The sequence below is a fragment of the Corynebacterium sp. HMSC074C01 genome (assembly GCF_001814605.1).
Taxonomy (GTDB): domain Bacteria; phylum Actinomycetota; class Actinomycetes; order Mycobacteriales; family Mycobacteriaceae; genus Corynebacterium.
Genome location: NZ_KV817269.1, coordinates 93,418 through 106,854, shown reverse-complemented (window position 1 = coordinate 106,854; position 13,437 = coordinate 93,418). Strand labels below are relative to the sequence as shown.

At 62.8% G+C, this 13,437-nt stretch carries 11 protein-coding genes; 3 read left to right on the top strand and 8 right to left on the bottom strand.

All coding sequences use genetic code 11. From position 1 onward, the window contains the following. Positions 1-38 precede the first annotated feature (38 nt). Positions 39-881, top strand: a complete 843-nt coding sequence (locus tag HMPREF2978_RS02845; RefSeq protein WP_070743982.1) for a spermidine synthase — start codon at positions 39-41, stop codon at positions 879-881. On the opposite strand, the gene HMPREF2978_RS02840 is transcribed toward HMPREF2978_RS02845, so the two are convergent. From HMPREF2978_RS02840 to HMPREF2978_RS02805, 8 genes are all read right to left on the bottom strand, one after another. Further along, entirely contained in the window at positions 878-2,032 is a 1,155-nt protein-coding gene (locus tag HMPREF2978_RS02840; RefSeq protein ID WP_070529493.1) for a glycoside hydrolase family 25 protein, read from the bottom strand. The genes HMPREF2978_RS02845 and HMPREF2978_RS02840 overlap by 4 nt on opposite strands. Before the next feature lie 465 nt (positions 2,033-2,497). Beyond that, on the bottom strand, positions 2,498-3,043 hold the full coding sequence (locus HMPREF2978_RS02835; RefSeq protein WP_141761397.1) for a hypothetical protein: 546 nt from the start codon (positions 3,041-3,043) through the stop codon (positions 2,498-2,500). Between the two features lie 163 nt (positions 3,044-3,206). Beyond that, positions 3,207-4,331 (bottom strand): cysteine desulfurase family protein, encoded by a 1,125-nt coding sequence (locus HMPREF2978_RS02830; RefSeq protein ID WP_070743979.1) that lies wholly within the window; start codon positions 4,329-4,331, stop codon positions 3,207-3,209. Beyond that, the gene (locus HMPREF2978_RS02825) at positions 4,331-5,290 is read right to left on the bottom strand and encodes an electron transfer flavoprotein subunit alpha/FixB family protein (protein WP_070743975.1); all 960 of its coding nucleotides are present in this window, start codon (positions 5,288-5,290) and stop codon (positions 4,331-4,333) included. Before HMPREF2978_RS02825 ends, HMPREF2978_RS02830 begins: the two co-directional genes overlap by 1 nt. Before the next feature lie 12 nt (positions 5,291-5,302). Next, complete coding sequence (locus tag HMPREF2978_RS02820) at positions 5,303-6,103, bottom strand: electron transfer flavoprotein subunit beta/FixA family protein (protein ID WP_070743972.1); 801 nt, start codon at positions 6,101-6,103, stop codon at positions 5,303-5,305. Between the two features lie 34 nt (positions 6,104-6,137). Further along, on the bottom strand, positions 6,138-7,289 hold the full coding sequence (locus HMPREF2978_RS02815; RefSeq protein ID WP_070743969.1) for a THUMP-like domain-containing protein: 1,152 nt from the start codon (positions 7,287-7,289) through the stop codon (positions 6,138-6,140). Between the two features lie 21 nt (positions 7,290-7,310). Continuing rightward, positions 7,311-8,138 carry an NUDIX hydrolase gene (locus HMPREF2978_RS02810; protein ID WP_070743967.1) on the bottom strand — a complete coding sequence of 276 codons (828 nt, stop codon included), beginning with the start codon at positions 8,136-8,138 and terminating at the stop codon, positions 7,311-7,313. A 95-nt stretch (positions 8,139-8,233) separates the two neighbouring features. Continuing rightward, on the bottom strand, positions 8,234-9,082 hold the full coding sequence (locus HMPREF2978_RS02805; protein ID WP_070528712.1) for an ABC transporter ATP-binding protein: 849 nt from the start codon (positions 9,080-9,082) through the stop codon (positions 8,234-8,236). A gap of 57 nt (positions 9,083-9,139) precedes the next feature. Here HMPREF2978_RS02805 and HMPREF2978_RS02800 point away from each other — a divergent pair, with 57 nt between their 5' ends. Together HMPREF2978_RS02800 and glgB are read left to right on the top strand one after the other, a co-directional pair. Further along, positions 9,140-11,146 (top strand): maltotransferase domain-containing protein, encoded by a 2,007-nt coding sequence (locus HMPREF2978_RS02800; RefSeq protein ID WP_070744122.1) that lies wholly within the window; start codon positions 9,140-9,142, stop codon positions 11,144-11,146. 106 nt (positions 11,147-11,252) lie between these two features. Beyond that, positions 11,253-13,373 carry a 1,4-alpha-glucan branching protein GlgB gene (gene glgB / locus HMPREF2978_RS02795; RefSeq protein WP_070743965.1) on the top strand — a complete coding sequence of 707 codons (2,121 nt, stop codon included), beginning with the start codon at positions 11,253-11,255 and terminating at the stop codon, positions 13,371-13,373. The last annotated feature ends 64 nt before the right edge of the window (positions 13,374-13,437 follow it).

The following is a 13,437-nucleotide window of genomic DNA, read 5'->3' as shown; positions in this document are numbered from 1 at the left end:
ACTGGACTCACGCTCTATTCCCTATGCTAAAGGGCATTATGGGCAGGAAACGCAACAAGACAGATTCAATCGCGGGCACCTACGAAATTTCCACGGGGGAGCTTGTCGTCGAAGCCGACCCCTTCCGCGATGGCGCCTTCATCCTCAACATTAACGGCGTGCCCTCCTCACACCTCATCCCCGAAGAGCCACGCACGCTGGAGTTTGAGTACATGCGCTGGATTGCCGCAGCTGTGGAGAACCTTGCGCGTGGCAAGCGCCTGCTCCACCTAGGCGGCGGTGGCTGCTCGCTCCCCCGCTACTTCGCGGATCTCTGGCCGGATTCCCACAACACCGTCGTCGAACTCGACGCGAAACTGGCCGAGCTCATCCGCGAGCTGGCCGATATCCCTGCCGCTCCCCGCGTGAAAATCCGCGCCGGCGAGGCACGCGCGGTGACGGAGGGCTTCCCGCCGAACCGTTTCGACGTCATCATCCGCGACGTCTTCGCAGGTGATACAACCCCGGAACCGCTGACCACACAAGAGTTCTTCCAGCACGTCCGCGCCACCTTGTCGCCTGGCGGGCTCTACGTGGCCAACTGCGGTGACCACTCCGACCTGCAGGGCGCGAAGGTAGAACTAGCTGGGATGGCGGAGGTCTTTGCACACGTCGCCGTTATTGCCGACCCTCCCATGCTTAAAGGGCGGCGCTACGGCAACATTATCCTCATCGGCTCAGACACCGAGCTGCCAGTCGACGGCTCCCCGCAAGCCGCCGCGCTTGCTAAACCGCTGCTTTCCGGTGCGGTGCCCGCGCACTTTCGCGACGAGTCTTGGACCCGCCGCTTCTTGAAGGGCGCGACTCCGCGCCGCGACGCCGCCGCAACCGCCGAGGATTAGCGAAGGCTATTGAGCAGGTCCGCTACCTGCTTGGAATCAAATGCCGGGATGGCTACACCCGCGGCGTGACCAGCGCTGCGCGCGGCACGGTCGGCGTTCTCCACATCCTGCTGGCTGACGTTATCGGCGTCAACGTCCTGGAGGTGCTGTGCGTTATCCAAGAAGATGGCCAAGTCACCAATGCTGGCGTCATTGTTGGACATGCGCTTGAGGTCATCGGCGCTGATAGTGCCGTCGTTAAGCAGCTTCTCCGCCTGCTTGATAAGCCCGGTCGGATCCACGTCCAGGCCCGCATCCTTGGCGGCATCAGCAACGGCAGGCAGGGCTACAGCACCTGCTGCCAGGGCCAGGATTCCAGCAATCAAAACGCCGGCGTCGTCGCCCAAGTCAACGCCCGGGATGACCAGGTCATCCAAGATTCCGCCGAAGTCAATGTAGTTGCCGCCGGAGAAGGAGTGCAGCTGGGCCTCAGTGCCGTTGAAAAGGTTCATGTCCACATCGGTCTCGATGCCGGCCACGCGGCCGCTGCCGGAGCGCTGCCAGAAAGCCAGCTTGTCCCAACCACCGACCGGGTCCGGCGCGGTGTCCTGGTAGGCCGCCAACCACAGCGGGTACTCAGAGAAGCGCGTGGAGTTACCCATCTGGCCCATCCAGAAGTACTTGTAGGTATACAGCATCGGCGTGCGGCCGGTCAGGGACTTCAGCTCAGTCATGAAGGTGTCGATCCACTCCTCCAGCTGCTTGGCGCTCAGGCCTTCATCGACCTCAATATCGAGCACCGGCGGCAGGGTTTGCGTCGGCACCAGTGCAATCTGGGAGGCGAAGCTGGCTGCCTGCTGCTTGGCGTCACCAGCCGGGCGCGCGTAGTGGTAAGCACCGACCTTCAGTCCAGCAGCTGCGGCAGCATTGGCATCGCGTACGAAGTGATTGTTAACAAACCCAACGCCTTCAGTGGCCTTGACAAAGGCATAGGACTGGCCATCAGACTTCACGGCATCCCAATCGATTCCGCGAAGGGACGCGTGGTTATTTCCGGAGACATCCACACCGGAAGGTGCGGTGGACGGAATGGCAACGGCGGTGGATACGGACAGTGCCACGGCCGCTACAGCAGTAACGGCGGCGGTAACAAGGCGACGTGCATGGCTCATGCGCGCCACACTACCGCTTTAACAACATCAGTCACAGATGCAACACACGTAACATTGAATTCTTTTGGCACATTTCTCACGCAGCTTGCTCCACCGGCACCACCACACCTGCTCCCCTTTGGCAGTGGCCACCGGCTTCCTTTGACGTGAACTACAACTGCGAGTGTTTGGGCAGCGCTTGGCGACGCCCCTACGACCACTGTTTCGAGTTCGCCAACAAGCCGCGCTCGCACACTTCGCTGCTGTCCAGTTGTCAGATTGTGGTTCTCGAGGACGCGCTTGGTCGCGAGCTCAACACCGACGACGTGTGGTCGCTCAGTTCGCTTGACGAGTTACAAGAGTTTGCTAGGCCGCAAGATAGGGCTCCCGCAGTGGATCCATTTGTTCGCCCTTGGGCGTGGCAATAATTTCGCACGTTCTCGCTGGCCTCCGTGGAGCGGGACGTGGGTCTGGCGAAAGGCGGGCCTAGAAGTATTCGTTCATGTAGTCGCGAGAAACCAGACCGATCGAGTCAAAGCACTCTGCCATCCTGGCTTCTTCTTCGAAATATTCGAGTTCCTCACCCTCGGTGCCCTCAGCTCGCGCTTCCTCGAGTTCCTCAAGGGCATCAACAAGCGCGTACGGTTGCCATACGCTAAGCCCCAGTTTCTCGAAAACATAGGATTCTGGAGCTTGATCATCAGCAAGCCGCGCCCCGTGGTTGAGCCTCTTCAACAGCTCGGCGCACTCGATGGCGTTCATGCGGGAGAGGTTATGGCCTTCCCATTCCACCGTGACACCGTCTTTCTCAGGGTTGGTCGCGAACTCAATGAATTCGACACCGTTGTCACCGATGTGAACTTGAATACTTGCTTGGGAGTAGTACAAGGGGCTTTCACTCGGGTGATTCTCCGGTTCCCCGAGAACCGCTACCACCTGCTCAGCACTGTCACCGAAACGGATAGTACCTTCGCCAAACGGTAAAGCGAACCGAGCACCTTCATGCGAGAACAACGTTATTGAAGAAGTCATCTGTACCTCCACGACCTTCCGACCAAGCTCCGCGAGCCTGAACTAATCGGCATGCCTAGGATAAGCCGAGTTGGGGAAAGCGCAACAGATAGTTTCCATCAAAAAAGAACTGCTAAGCCGACACGTGAAGTGTCCGGCTAAGTTATTAGAAACCGCGCTTCCCTTAGACCGAACGGGCGCGGCGAATGATCTCCGGAAGCTCTGCCAAGACCACGTCGATGTCCTCGTCGGTGGTGAGGCGGCCCAGGCTGAAGCGAAGGCTGCCGCGACCGTGTTCCTCGTCGATTCCCATGGCCTCGAGTACGTGGGACATGCGGTTAACGCCCGCGTGGCAGGCGGAGCCGGCGGAGGCTTCGATGCCGGAGGCGTCGAGAAGCATGATGAGGCTGTCACCATCCGTGCCCGGGAAGGACACGTGGAGGTGGGAAGCCAGGGTGGGCTCGGCGGAGTTGATGATGACGTTGTCGATGCTGTCCTGAATACCGGCCTTGAGCTTGTCGCGGAGTGCGCTCAAGCGGGAGGTCTCCTGCTCCATTTCCGCGACGGACTCGCGCAGGGCCGCGGCGAGCGCGCTCGCGCTGGCCACGTCCACGGTGCCGGGGCGGATGCCGCGCTCCTGGCCGCCGCCGAAGGCTAGTGGCAGTGGCGCGGGGGTACGGCGTGCGAGCAGCAGGCCGATGCCCCGGGGCCCGCCGAACTTGTGGGCGCTGGCCGCGAGTGTGGTGGCACCCAGCTCATGGAAGTTGATGGGTAGCTTGCCGGCGACCTGCACGGCATCGATGTGAACCGGGGTGTTCTGTGCGGCGGCGCGCTCGGTGATGTCCGCGACCGGCTGAATAGCGCCAGTCTCGTTGTTGGCCCACATGCACGTGGCCAACGCGGCCGGGGTGTCCAGGGCGCTTAAGTCGTTGACGTGGCCGGTGGAATCAACCGGGAGCAGGTCCACGGTAGCGCCGTGCTCAGCGCGGAGCTTGTCCACGGTCTCCAGGACGGCGGGGTGCTCGATGGGGGTCGAGATGATGTGCGGTGTAGTATCCGACCCCGCACGGAAAAGACCCTGGATTGCGATGTTATCCGCCTCCGTGCCGGAGGAAGTGAAGACTACCTCGATGGGTTCGCAGCCGAGCAGCTCGGCGACGGTCTCGCGGGCGTCATCCAACGCGGAGCGTGCCTTGCGCCCAGAGCCATAGGCCGAGCCCGGGTTCAGGGACCCGGCGGCGTCGACCCAGGCGTCGATGGCGCACTGGCGCATGGGTTGGGTGGCTGCGTAATCGAGGTAGCGAGCCATTAGTTGCCGGCCCCCTTGCGGGACTCAAGCTCGGAGACCAGGGCCGGGGCAATCTCGTGGAGGTCGCCCACCACGCCGAGGTCGGCGATCTGGAAGAAGGGCTCGTCCTGATCCTGGTTGACCACAACGATGGTCTCCGAGGTCTGCATGCCGGAGGTGTGCTGGATTGCACCGGAAATACCCAGGCCAATGTAGAGCTTCGGGGAGACGGTCACGCCGGTCTGGCCCACCTGGTGGGCCGGGTCGTAGAAACCCTCATCCACGGCGTCGCGGGTGGCGCCGACGGCGCCACCGAGGGCGTCGGCAAGCGGCTCCACCACGTCGGCGAACTTATCGCCCACGCCGCGGCCGCCGGCGACGACGACCTTCGCGGAGGTCAGCTCCGGGCGGGCGGTCTTCTCAGCCGGGGTGAAGGAGGTGACAGTGACGTCCTTCGCGGTGGCGGCGGGCAGCTCGAAGGGAGCGGGTGCCGCAGTGACCGGCTGGGGTTCGGCAGCCACGGAGCCCGGGCGCAGGGTGTAGACCACGGAGCCGGTGGCCGTGGAGGAGGTCTCGTAGGAGCCGCCGAAGATGGTGTGGTGTGCGGAGCCGTCAGCATTGATGCCGTCGACGTTGACCAGGGCGCCCGAGCCCAGGCGGGCGGCGAGGCGGCCGGCGATCTCGTTGTTGGTCGGGGTGGCTGCCAGCACGATGGGCGCCGGGTTATTGGCGGCCAAAGCGTGGAGGGCGTCGACCTCCGGAGTGACGATGCGCTGCTCGTAGTCCGCAGCGGTGGCCTGGACTACCTGGGCTGCACCGAGGTTGCCCAATTCGGCGTCGAAGGAAGCTGCGGTGGCGGCGTCCTTGGCCACGACCACGGCGGAGACGGTACCGAGTGCGCGGGCGGCGGTAATCAGCTCGCCGGTAACGGGGCTGAGCTGCTCTGCTTCGTGCTCAACCAGGACATAAACGTGAGACATAACTTTTCTCCTTTAACCCTCGATGAGATTCTTGGCGGCCAGGAAATCCGCGACCTTGGCGGCAGCCACGGCCGGATCAGGATCGGTGATGACCTCACCGGCGGTGCGGGCCGGGCGCTGCGCGGAGGCGGTAACCGTGGTGGTGGACGGCACGCCGTCGATGCCCAGGTCGGCCACGGCGAGCGTGGTGACCTCAGCCTTCTTGGCGGCCATCAGGCCCTTGAAGTTGGGGAAACGCGGCTTATCGGCTTTGTCAGTAAAGGACAGGATTGCCGGCAGGTTGGCGCTGAGCTCCCAGTGGCCGTGGGCGTCCTCGCGGGTGGCGGTGGCGGTGGCACCGGCCAGGGAGGCTGCCTTGAGCTCAGTGAGCGCGGGCAGTTGGCGGTACTCGGCCAGCAGGCCAGCGAGAAGGCCGGTGGAGGCGTCCGAGGAGTTATTGCCCAGGGTGATGACCTGGACTTCGCCGAATTTCTCAGCCACCTTGTTGATCGCGGCGTTAAGGACCCAGGCGGTGGCCAGGGCGTCGGCGCCGGCGAGGGCGTCGTCCGTCACGTGCACGGCGTGGTCCGCGCCCATGGCCAGGGCCTTGCGCAGGGCCTCGTCGGCAGCCGCCGGGCCCATGGTAAGCGCCACGACCTCATAGCCGGCATCGGCGTTATCGTCGCGCAGGCGCAGTGCCTGTTCGACGGAGTACTCGTTGACCTCATCGATGACGTTATCCACCGAGGTGCGGTCCAAGGTGTGGTCCGCCTCGAGGGACTTCGTTGACCACGTATCCGGTACGTGCTTGACCAGAGCCACAATGACTGGCATGTGGGCACTTCCCCTTCCGTAAATTTTGAAACTATTAGGGTGCGTAATTACCTTCGGACGATACTACTCGCGGTCCACACAACACCGCGACTCCCTTCGCCCCGATGCGCGTAACCACGAGGGTCTTGGCCGTGGAGCCTTTGAGTTTGAGCTTTTTGCGCAGCTGGTCCGGGTTCACGTCTTGCCCGCGTACCAGGATTTCTAGCGAGCCGACATCATGGGCCGCCATCGCCGCCTTGAGCTTCTTCATGGGGACCATCTCGATGAATTCAAATCCGGACGTGCCGTGAGGCAGGCGGTCACCGGTGAGGTAAGCAATGCGTGGGTCCAGCTGGTGCAGGCCTTCCCGCGCGGCGTAGTGGCGCACCAGCCCGGCGCGCACGATGGCGCCGTCGGGATCGATGAGAAAGCGGCCGATGGGCCCTGCCTCAGGCAGTTCTTCTTCGTCGAGGTCATCCTCGATGACGTCCGTGTGTAGTCCTTCGGGCGTGGTGGTGAGGACCACTGCCCTCTTCCCCGTTCCCAGCCCCGGGGTATACAGGCAGGTCTCCTTCACCCCGCCGTCGAGGCTGACCACACAGGCCAGCCCCTCCCATTCGGAATGGTCGATGCCCGGCGCGCATTTGATGGCCATCTCGCCGTGGGTGGCCAACAGGTCTGCTGGTGGCGGTAGCAGTTGGTCAAGCCGGGTGATACGGTTGCCGCCTTGGCGCCTGGCGGGGTCGGCGATGCAGACCTCGGCGGTCGTCGTTGTTGTCAGCGCATCTGCGCGAAAGACGGGGTGCTCAATGTTGTGCCGCGCCATGGCCACGCGCGAGGCATCCAGGTCGCTGCCCACATAAGCGCCGGGGCGATAGGCCTGGCCTTCGGTGCCGATGGAACACGTGAGGTCGTGGACGAGTTCCACGTTGCGCTCCTGGAGGAATTGCGCGCGGTAGGTGGCCACCGCGGGTGGAGTGGCCTGTTGTGCAGAGTCGTGGTCCATGAGCCAATCCTGCGGCAGCTTTCCGGAGCTACGAGCTTGGATGAGCTCGGCCACGGCGCGCCCATAATCACCGAACTGCGCCTGCAGCTTGGCGACGTCCCTCAGGTGCGCCTTCTTTGTGCCTTCCAGGTCCTCTGCGGCGGTGTCGATGGCGGCTGCATTCTCGCGCAGGAAGGCAACTTCGTCCAGAGTGTAGCTCATGCAGGTTTCTTCAGGTGTGGCTTAGATTCGGTCAACGGGGAAGGTGGTGAAGTATTCGCGGTAGCGCTCATCATCGCGCGGGTCGCCGATAATCGGGCGCAGATCGGAGAAGGAGGCATCGTCCAAGACTTCCTTGACGCTGGAATAGGACGTGAGGCGCTTGAGCTGCGCCCAGGTGGGAATGGCTAGGCGTACCAACCCGGCGCGCCAGCCATCGAGGACCAATTGTGGGTCGAACCAGCCGGCGTCGTCGGCTTCCCCTGTATCCCCATCGGGTTCTTGGCCCTCGGGCAGCACACCGATGAAGAAGAAGGTGTCGAACCAGTGGTTGTTATCTTCACCGGCCCAGCGGGACCAGGGCAATAGCATGTCGGCGTCGACACGCATGCCGTTGTGTTCGAGGAAGTCGGTGAAGGAAATCTCGTGGGTTTCTAACAGCTCGCGCTCGCGGTGGTAGCGAGAGGCGTCGGAAACCAAACCGTCATCGCGGATCGCTAACAGCGTGCCGGCCTCCTCGAACAGTTCGCGGGCGGCGGCGAAGACGAGGGCGTGTGCCTTGTATTTGGTCACGCCCATGCGCCGCGCAATAGAAACCACTGAGCGACCCGCCCACAGCTCACCGGAATCCCAAGTACGTGGTGGGAAGTCACGCGGGTCTACCCCGCCGCCGGGAAAGACGACGTGGCCAGGGTAGTTACGCATGGTGTGCACGCGTTCTTGGATCCACACGCGCAAGCCCTCCGCGGTATCACGCAAAAGGAGAACCGTGGCGGCCAGGCGTGCCCCATTGAAGCCCGTGGTTTCGCCAGGGTCGATGGCGTCAAGGCTGTCGTGGATGGACTGGCTCATGCAACTTTCCGTGCCTGCAAGCTAAAAGCAGAATTCGAGAGGTATACGTCGAGAATGCGTACTGAGATTATCTACTAGGGGTTATGTACTAGGAGTTAGCGGACTCGTCGGGCGAAGTACCTCTCCCCGATGCGATCCACCTGGATGGGTTGGTGGAAGGCCTTGGAAAGGTTTTCCGACGTCAGGACAGAGTTAATGAGTCCTTTGGCCACGACCTTACCCTCATCCAGAAGCATCGCATGGGTAAATCCATAAGGGATTTCCTCGACGTGGTGGGTAATCATGACAATTGCCGGGGCATCCGCATCGAGTGCTAGGTCCCCCAGGTAGCCCACGAGGTCCTCACGGCCGCCCAAGTCCATGCCGGCGGAGGGCTCATCCAGGATGAGCAGCTCTGGGTTCGCCATGAGCGCGCGGGCGAGGATGACGCGCTTCTTCTCGCCTTCGGAAAGGGTGCCCCAGGTGCGCTTGGCCAAGTGGGATGCGCCGACCTGAGCCAGGATGTCATCGGCGCGGGAGAAATCCATGTCTTGGTAGTCCTCACGCCAGCGGCCGAGGACCGCATAGCCGGCAGACACAACGAGATCATCTACGCGCTCGTTGTCCGGGATGCGGTGCTGGACGGCAGCGGAAGAGATGCCAATGGCGGCGCGCAGATCGCGCATATCCGTTTTGCCCAGGCGCTCACCCATGAGGAAAGCCACGCCAGCGGACGGGAATTCTTCGGCGGCGGCCATGCGCACCAGGGAGGTCTTGCCCGCGCCATTGGGGCCGATGATGACCCAACGCTCATCGAGCTCCACCTGCCAGTCGACGGGCCCGACCAGCGTGCGCCCGCCGCGTCGTAGCTCGACGCCGCGGAAGTCAATCAACCAATCCTCGTCGGTTTCCATCAGTTCAGGGTCTTGCTGGCTCAATTGCTCTGGAGTGTTCACAGGCACCATTGTGGCCGATATCCTCCTTCCCCGGTGAAACTGACACAGCTGCATTATTCTATGGGCATGACACAACGCCTTGGTATCGACGATGTCCGCCCCTCCCTCTCCGGAAATGTAGCCTCGAAGGCCGTTGTCGGAGAAGTCGTTCCTGTTACCGCGCTGGTGTGGCGTGAGGGCCACGATGCCGTCGCCGCGACGCTGTCGGTGTGGAACACCGAATCCCCATCTACCTCCGCCGTGACCATGACGGTGGACCCGGAGAACCCGGATCGGGTCCACGGCGTGTTTAGCCCGGCCACCGCGGGGCGCTGGTTCTTCCGCATTGACGCCTGGTCCGATCCGATGTCCACCTGGCGCAACGCGGTGGTCAAGAAGATGGAGGCCGGTCAATCCGCACAAGAGCTCAGCAACGATCTCTTGCACGGCGCCGAGCTCTTCGAAGAGGCGGCAATCCAGTGCCCGAGCGATAAGGCGGAGCTGCTCTTTCAGGCGGCGAAGGAGCTGAAGGATGAGTCGGTGGACGTCGACAAGCGCGTGCGCACCGCGCTGTCCGACGAGGTCGCGGACGTCCTCCACCACCACCCCCTGCGCCACCTGCTGGTGGAGGGTGACATTCACGAGGTCCTGGTAGAGCGCCCCGAGGCACTCTACAACTCCTGGTACGAGCTCTTCCCACGCTCCACCGGCGGTTGGGATGCAGAGGGCAACCCCGTGCACGGCACGTTTAAGACCACGGCACGGGCACTCGAGCGAGTGGCAGCCATGGGTTTCGATACCGTCTACTTCCCGCCCATCCACCCCATTGGCAAGGTGCACCGCAAGGGCCGCAATAACTCGGTGGTGGCTGAGCCCGGTGATGTGGGCTCTCCGTGGGCCATCCAGGATCACTCCACCACGCACCCGGAGCTGGGCACCATGGAGGACTTCAAGCAGCTGGTCAAGAAGGCCGCCGACTTGGGCCTGGAGGTAGCGCTGGACTTGGCACTGCAGGCCTCCCCGGATCACCCGTGGGCCAAGACCAACCCAGAGTTTTTCACGGTGTTGGCCGATGGCACCATTGCCTACGCCGAGAACCCGCCGAAGAAGTACCAGGACATCTACCCGCTCAACTTCGATAACGACCCGGATGCCATCTACGCGGAGATCTACCGCATCGTCATGATCTGGGTGGAGGCCGGTGTCACCACCTTCCGCGTGGACACCCCGCACACCAAGCCCGCCAATTTCTGGAATTGGCTGATTTCCAAGGTGCACGTGACCCACCCAGAAGTCATCTTCCTCTCCGAGGCCTTCACCCGCGCCCCGCGCCTGTTCGGTTTGGCCAAGGCTGGATTTACGCAGTCTTATACCTACTTCACGTGGCAGACCTCCAAGCACGAGCTCACCGAGTTCGCGCAGATGCACGTGGAGCAGGCCGATATCTGCCGCCCCAACCTCTTTGTCAATACCCCGGATATCCTCCACGAATCTCTGCAGACCGGCGGGCGCGCCATGTTCGCCATCCGCGCCACTTTGGCTGCCACGCTCTCCCCGCTGTGGGGCGTGTACTCCGGCTTCGAACTCTACGAGCATCAAGCAGTCAAGCCGGGCAGCGAGGAATACCTCGATTCGGAAAAGTACGAGCTGCGCCCGCGCGACTTTCAGGCCGCTGTCAAGTCTGGTGACTCCCTGGAGTCCTATATCCGCCTGCTCAACGTCATCCGCCGCGAGAACCCGGCCCTCCAGCAGCTGCGCACGCTGCGCTTCCACAACACTGATAACGAGGCCATCATTGCCTACTCCAAGGCTGATCCCACCACCGGCAACGTGGTGCTCGTGGTGGTCAACCTGGATCCGCGCAATGCACAGGAGGCCACAGTCTTCCTGGATCTTGCCGCCGTGGGCCGCCACCCGGGCGATCACTTCACGGTGCAGGACACCATCAGTGGAGCTGCCTACGAGTGGTCCGACCGTAACTTCGTGCGTCTGGAGCCGCTGCGTGACGTCGCCCACATCTTCGTCCTCCCGCCGGCCCACCATGACCTGCAGGAACGCATAGCGTGGCGCCGTGTCAACGACTACCGCGCTTAAGCTCTCAGGCCAGTAGATACCCGGCGCTGATTCCGTCCCCCTTTCTGGGTAGCGCGGGGTTTCTTTTCGGCCCCGCGAGCACGTGTTCTTGGGTAATTTGGTCTGTATGAACATCCCGGCCTCAGACCTCGAACGCCTCAACCACTGCCGCCACCACGCGCCCCATGATTTCTATGGTTGGCACGATGGAACCGTCCGCACTCGCCGCCCCGGTGCCGAAGCCGTCGAGCTCGTCACCGCCACCGAGACCCTCGCCATGCGCGCGGTTGGAGATGATATCTGGGAGGCCCCGCTCGCCGAAGAAGCAGACTACCGCCTGCGTATCACCTACCCAGGACAGCCCGCAATCGAGGTAGCGGATGGCTACCACTTCCTGCCTACCCTGGGCACCCTGGATCAGCACCTCATCGGCGAGGGCCGCCACGAACGCCTCTGGGAAGTACTGGGCGCCAACCTCAAGAGCTACACCACCGACATGGGCGTAGTCGAAGGCACCGCGTTTGCCGTGTGGGCACCCAACGCGGAGGGCGTGGCCGTGGTCGGTGACTTCTGCGGCTGGAACCCTACCCAATACCCCATGCGTTGCCTTGGCTCCACGGGCATTTGGGAGGTCTTCATCCCCGGTGTGGGCGAAGGCGAGCGCTATAAGTTTGCGGTCCACGGCAAGAACTCTCCGCGCATTGACAAGGCCGACCCCCTAGCCAAGCGCACCATCGCCCCGCCGGAGACAGCCTCCGTGGTGGCGCGCTCCAGCTTTGAGTGGAGCGATGAGGAGTGGATGAGCAGCCGCACCGGGGACCTCGACGTCCCGATGAGCGTCTACGAGCTGCACGTCGGTTCCTGGAAGGTAGGCGCCAACTACAACACCTTGCGCGAAGAGCTCATCCCCTACCTGCTGGAGCACGGCTTTACCCACGTGGAGCTGCTGCCCGTGGCCGAGCACCCCTTCGGCGGTTCCTGGGGCTACCAGGTCTCCGGCTACTACGCTCCCTCCGCGCGCTGGGGCTCCCCGGATGAGCTGCGCGCGCTTATCGACGATTTGCATAACGCTGGCATCGGCGTCTTCATCGACTGGGTACCCGCGCACTTCCCCAAGGACGAATGGGCGCTGGGTCGGTTTGATGGGCAGGCACTCTACGAACACCCGGACCCGCGCCGCGGTGAGCAGGCGGATTGGGGCACCTATGTCTTTGACTTCGGACGCAACGAGGTGCGCAACTTCCTTGTGGCCAATGCCCTCTACTGGGCCGAAGAATTCCACATCGACGGCCTGCGCGTCGACGCCGTTGCTTCCATGCTCTACCTGGACTACTCCCGCGAGGAATGGCTGCCCAACATCTACGGCGGGCGCGAGAACCTTGAGGCAGTTCAATTCCTACAGGAGACCAACGCCACGCTGAACCGTAACCACCCGGGCGTGCTGACCATCGCCGAGGAATCCACCTCCTGGCCCGGTGTTACCGCACCGACTCACGAGGGCGGATTGGGCTTTAGCCTGAAGTGGAACATGGGCTGGATGAACGACACCCTGGAGTACTTCAAGCACGAGCCGATCCACCGCCGCTACCACCACGGTGAGCTCACCTTCTCCATGGTCTACGCCTACTCGGAGCGCTACGTACTGCCGTTTAGCCACGACGAAGTGGTCCACGGCAAGGGCTCCTTGTGGGAGCGCATGCCGGGCGACGACTGGAATAAGGCCGCGGGCCTGCGCGCGCTGTATGGTTACATGTTCTCCCACCCGGGCAAACAGCTGATGTTCATGGGCCAAGAGTTTGGCCAGACCACCGAATGGGCCGAAGGTCACTCCGTGGACTGGTCCAACTTGGAAGGCTGGGGCAACGAGTGGCACCACGGCGTTAAGCGCCTGGTGCGCGACCTCAACGCGGTGTACAAGCAACAGCCAGCCTTGTGGACACAGGACTTTACCCAGGATGGCTTCCAGTGGGTGAAGGCTGATGACTCGAATAACAACATGCTCGGCTACGTCCGCTATGGCAAGGACGGCTCCGCCTTGTTGGCAGTGTGCAACTTCTCCGGCAGCTCGGTGCCAAACTATGACCTCTGGTTGCCGCGCGATGGCGAGTGGGAGCTAGTCATCAACACAGACGACGCCGTCTACCAGGGCGCTGGCAACGACCTTGCCCACCGCGTGCGCTCCGAAGGCAACCACGTCCAGCTGCACCTGCCGGCCAACTCGGTGCAGTGGTATGCCTTCCGTGGCTAGTTTCTAAGAACACAACTGCCCGATCTGCCAAAGATCACCGCTGAGATCGAGGCGAGTTCCAGCC

Excerpts from the sequence above, each read along its gene's own strand:
- HMPREF2978_RS02845 (WP_070743982.1), top strand. The coding sequence starts at position 39 with ATGGGCAGGAAACGCAACAAGACAGATTCAATCGCGGGCACCTACGAA.
- HMPREF2978_RS02840 (WP_070529493.1), bottom strand. The coding sequence starts at position 2,032 with ATGAGCCATGCACGTCGCCTTGTTACCGCCGCCGTTACTGCTGTAGCG.
- HMPREF2978_RS02835 (WP_141761397.1), bottom strand. The coding sequence starts at position 3,043 with ATGACTTCTTCAATAACGTTGTTCTCGCATGAAGGTGCTCGGTTCGCT.
- HMPREF2978_RS02830 (WP_070743979.1), bottom strand. The coding sequence starts at position 4,331 with ATGGCTCGCTACCTCGATTACGCAGCCACCCAACCCATGCGCCAGTGC.
- HMPREF2978_RS02825 (WP_070743975.1), bottom strand. The coding sequence starts at position 5,290 with ATGTCTCACGTTTATGTCCTGGTTGAGCACGAAGCAGAGCAGCTCAGC.
- HMPREF2978_RS02820 (WP_070743972.1), bottom strand. The coding sequence starts at position 6,103 with ATGCCAGTCATTGTGGCTCTGGTCAAGCACGTACCGGATACGTGGTCA.
- HMPREF2978_RS02815 (WP_070743969.1), bottom strand. The coding sequence starts at position 7,289 with ATGAGCTACACTCTGGACGAAGTTGCCTTCCTGCGCGAGAATGCAGCC.
- HMPREF2978_RS02810 (WP_070743967.1), bottom strand. The coding sequence starts at position 8,138 with ATGAGCCAGTCCATCCACGACAGCCTTGACGCCATCGACCCTGGCGAA.
- HMPREF2978_RS02805 (WP_070528712.1), bottom strand. The coding sequence starts at position 9,082 with ATGGTGCCTGTGAACACTCCAGAGCAATTGAGCCAGCAAGACCCTGAA.
- HMPREF2978_RS02800 (WP_070744122.1), top strand. The coding sequence starts at position 9,140 with ATGACACAACGCCTTGGTATCGACGATGTCCGCCCCTCCCTCTCCGGA.
- glgB (WP_070743965.1), top strand. The coding sequence starts at position 11,253 with ATGAACATCCCGGCCTCAGACCTCGAACGCCTCAACCACTGCCGCCAC.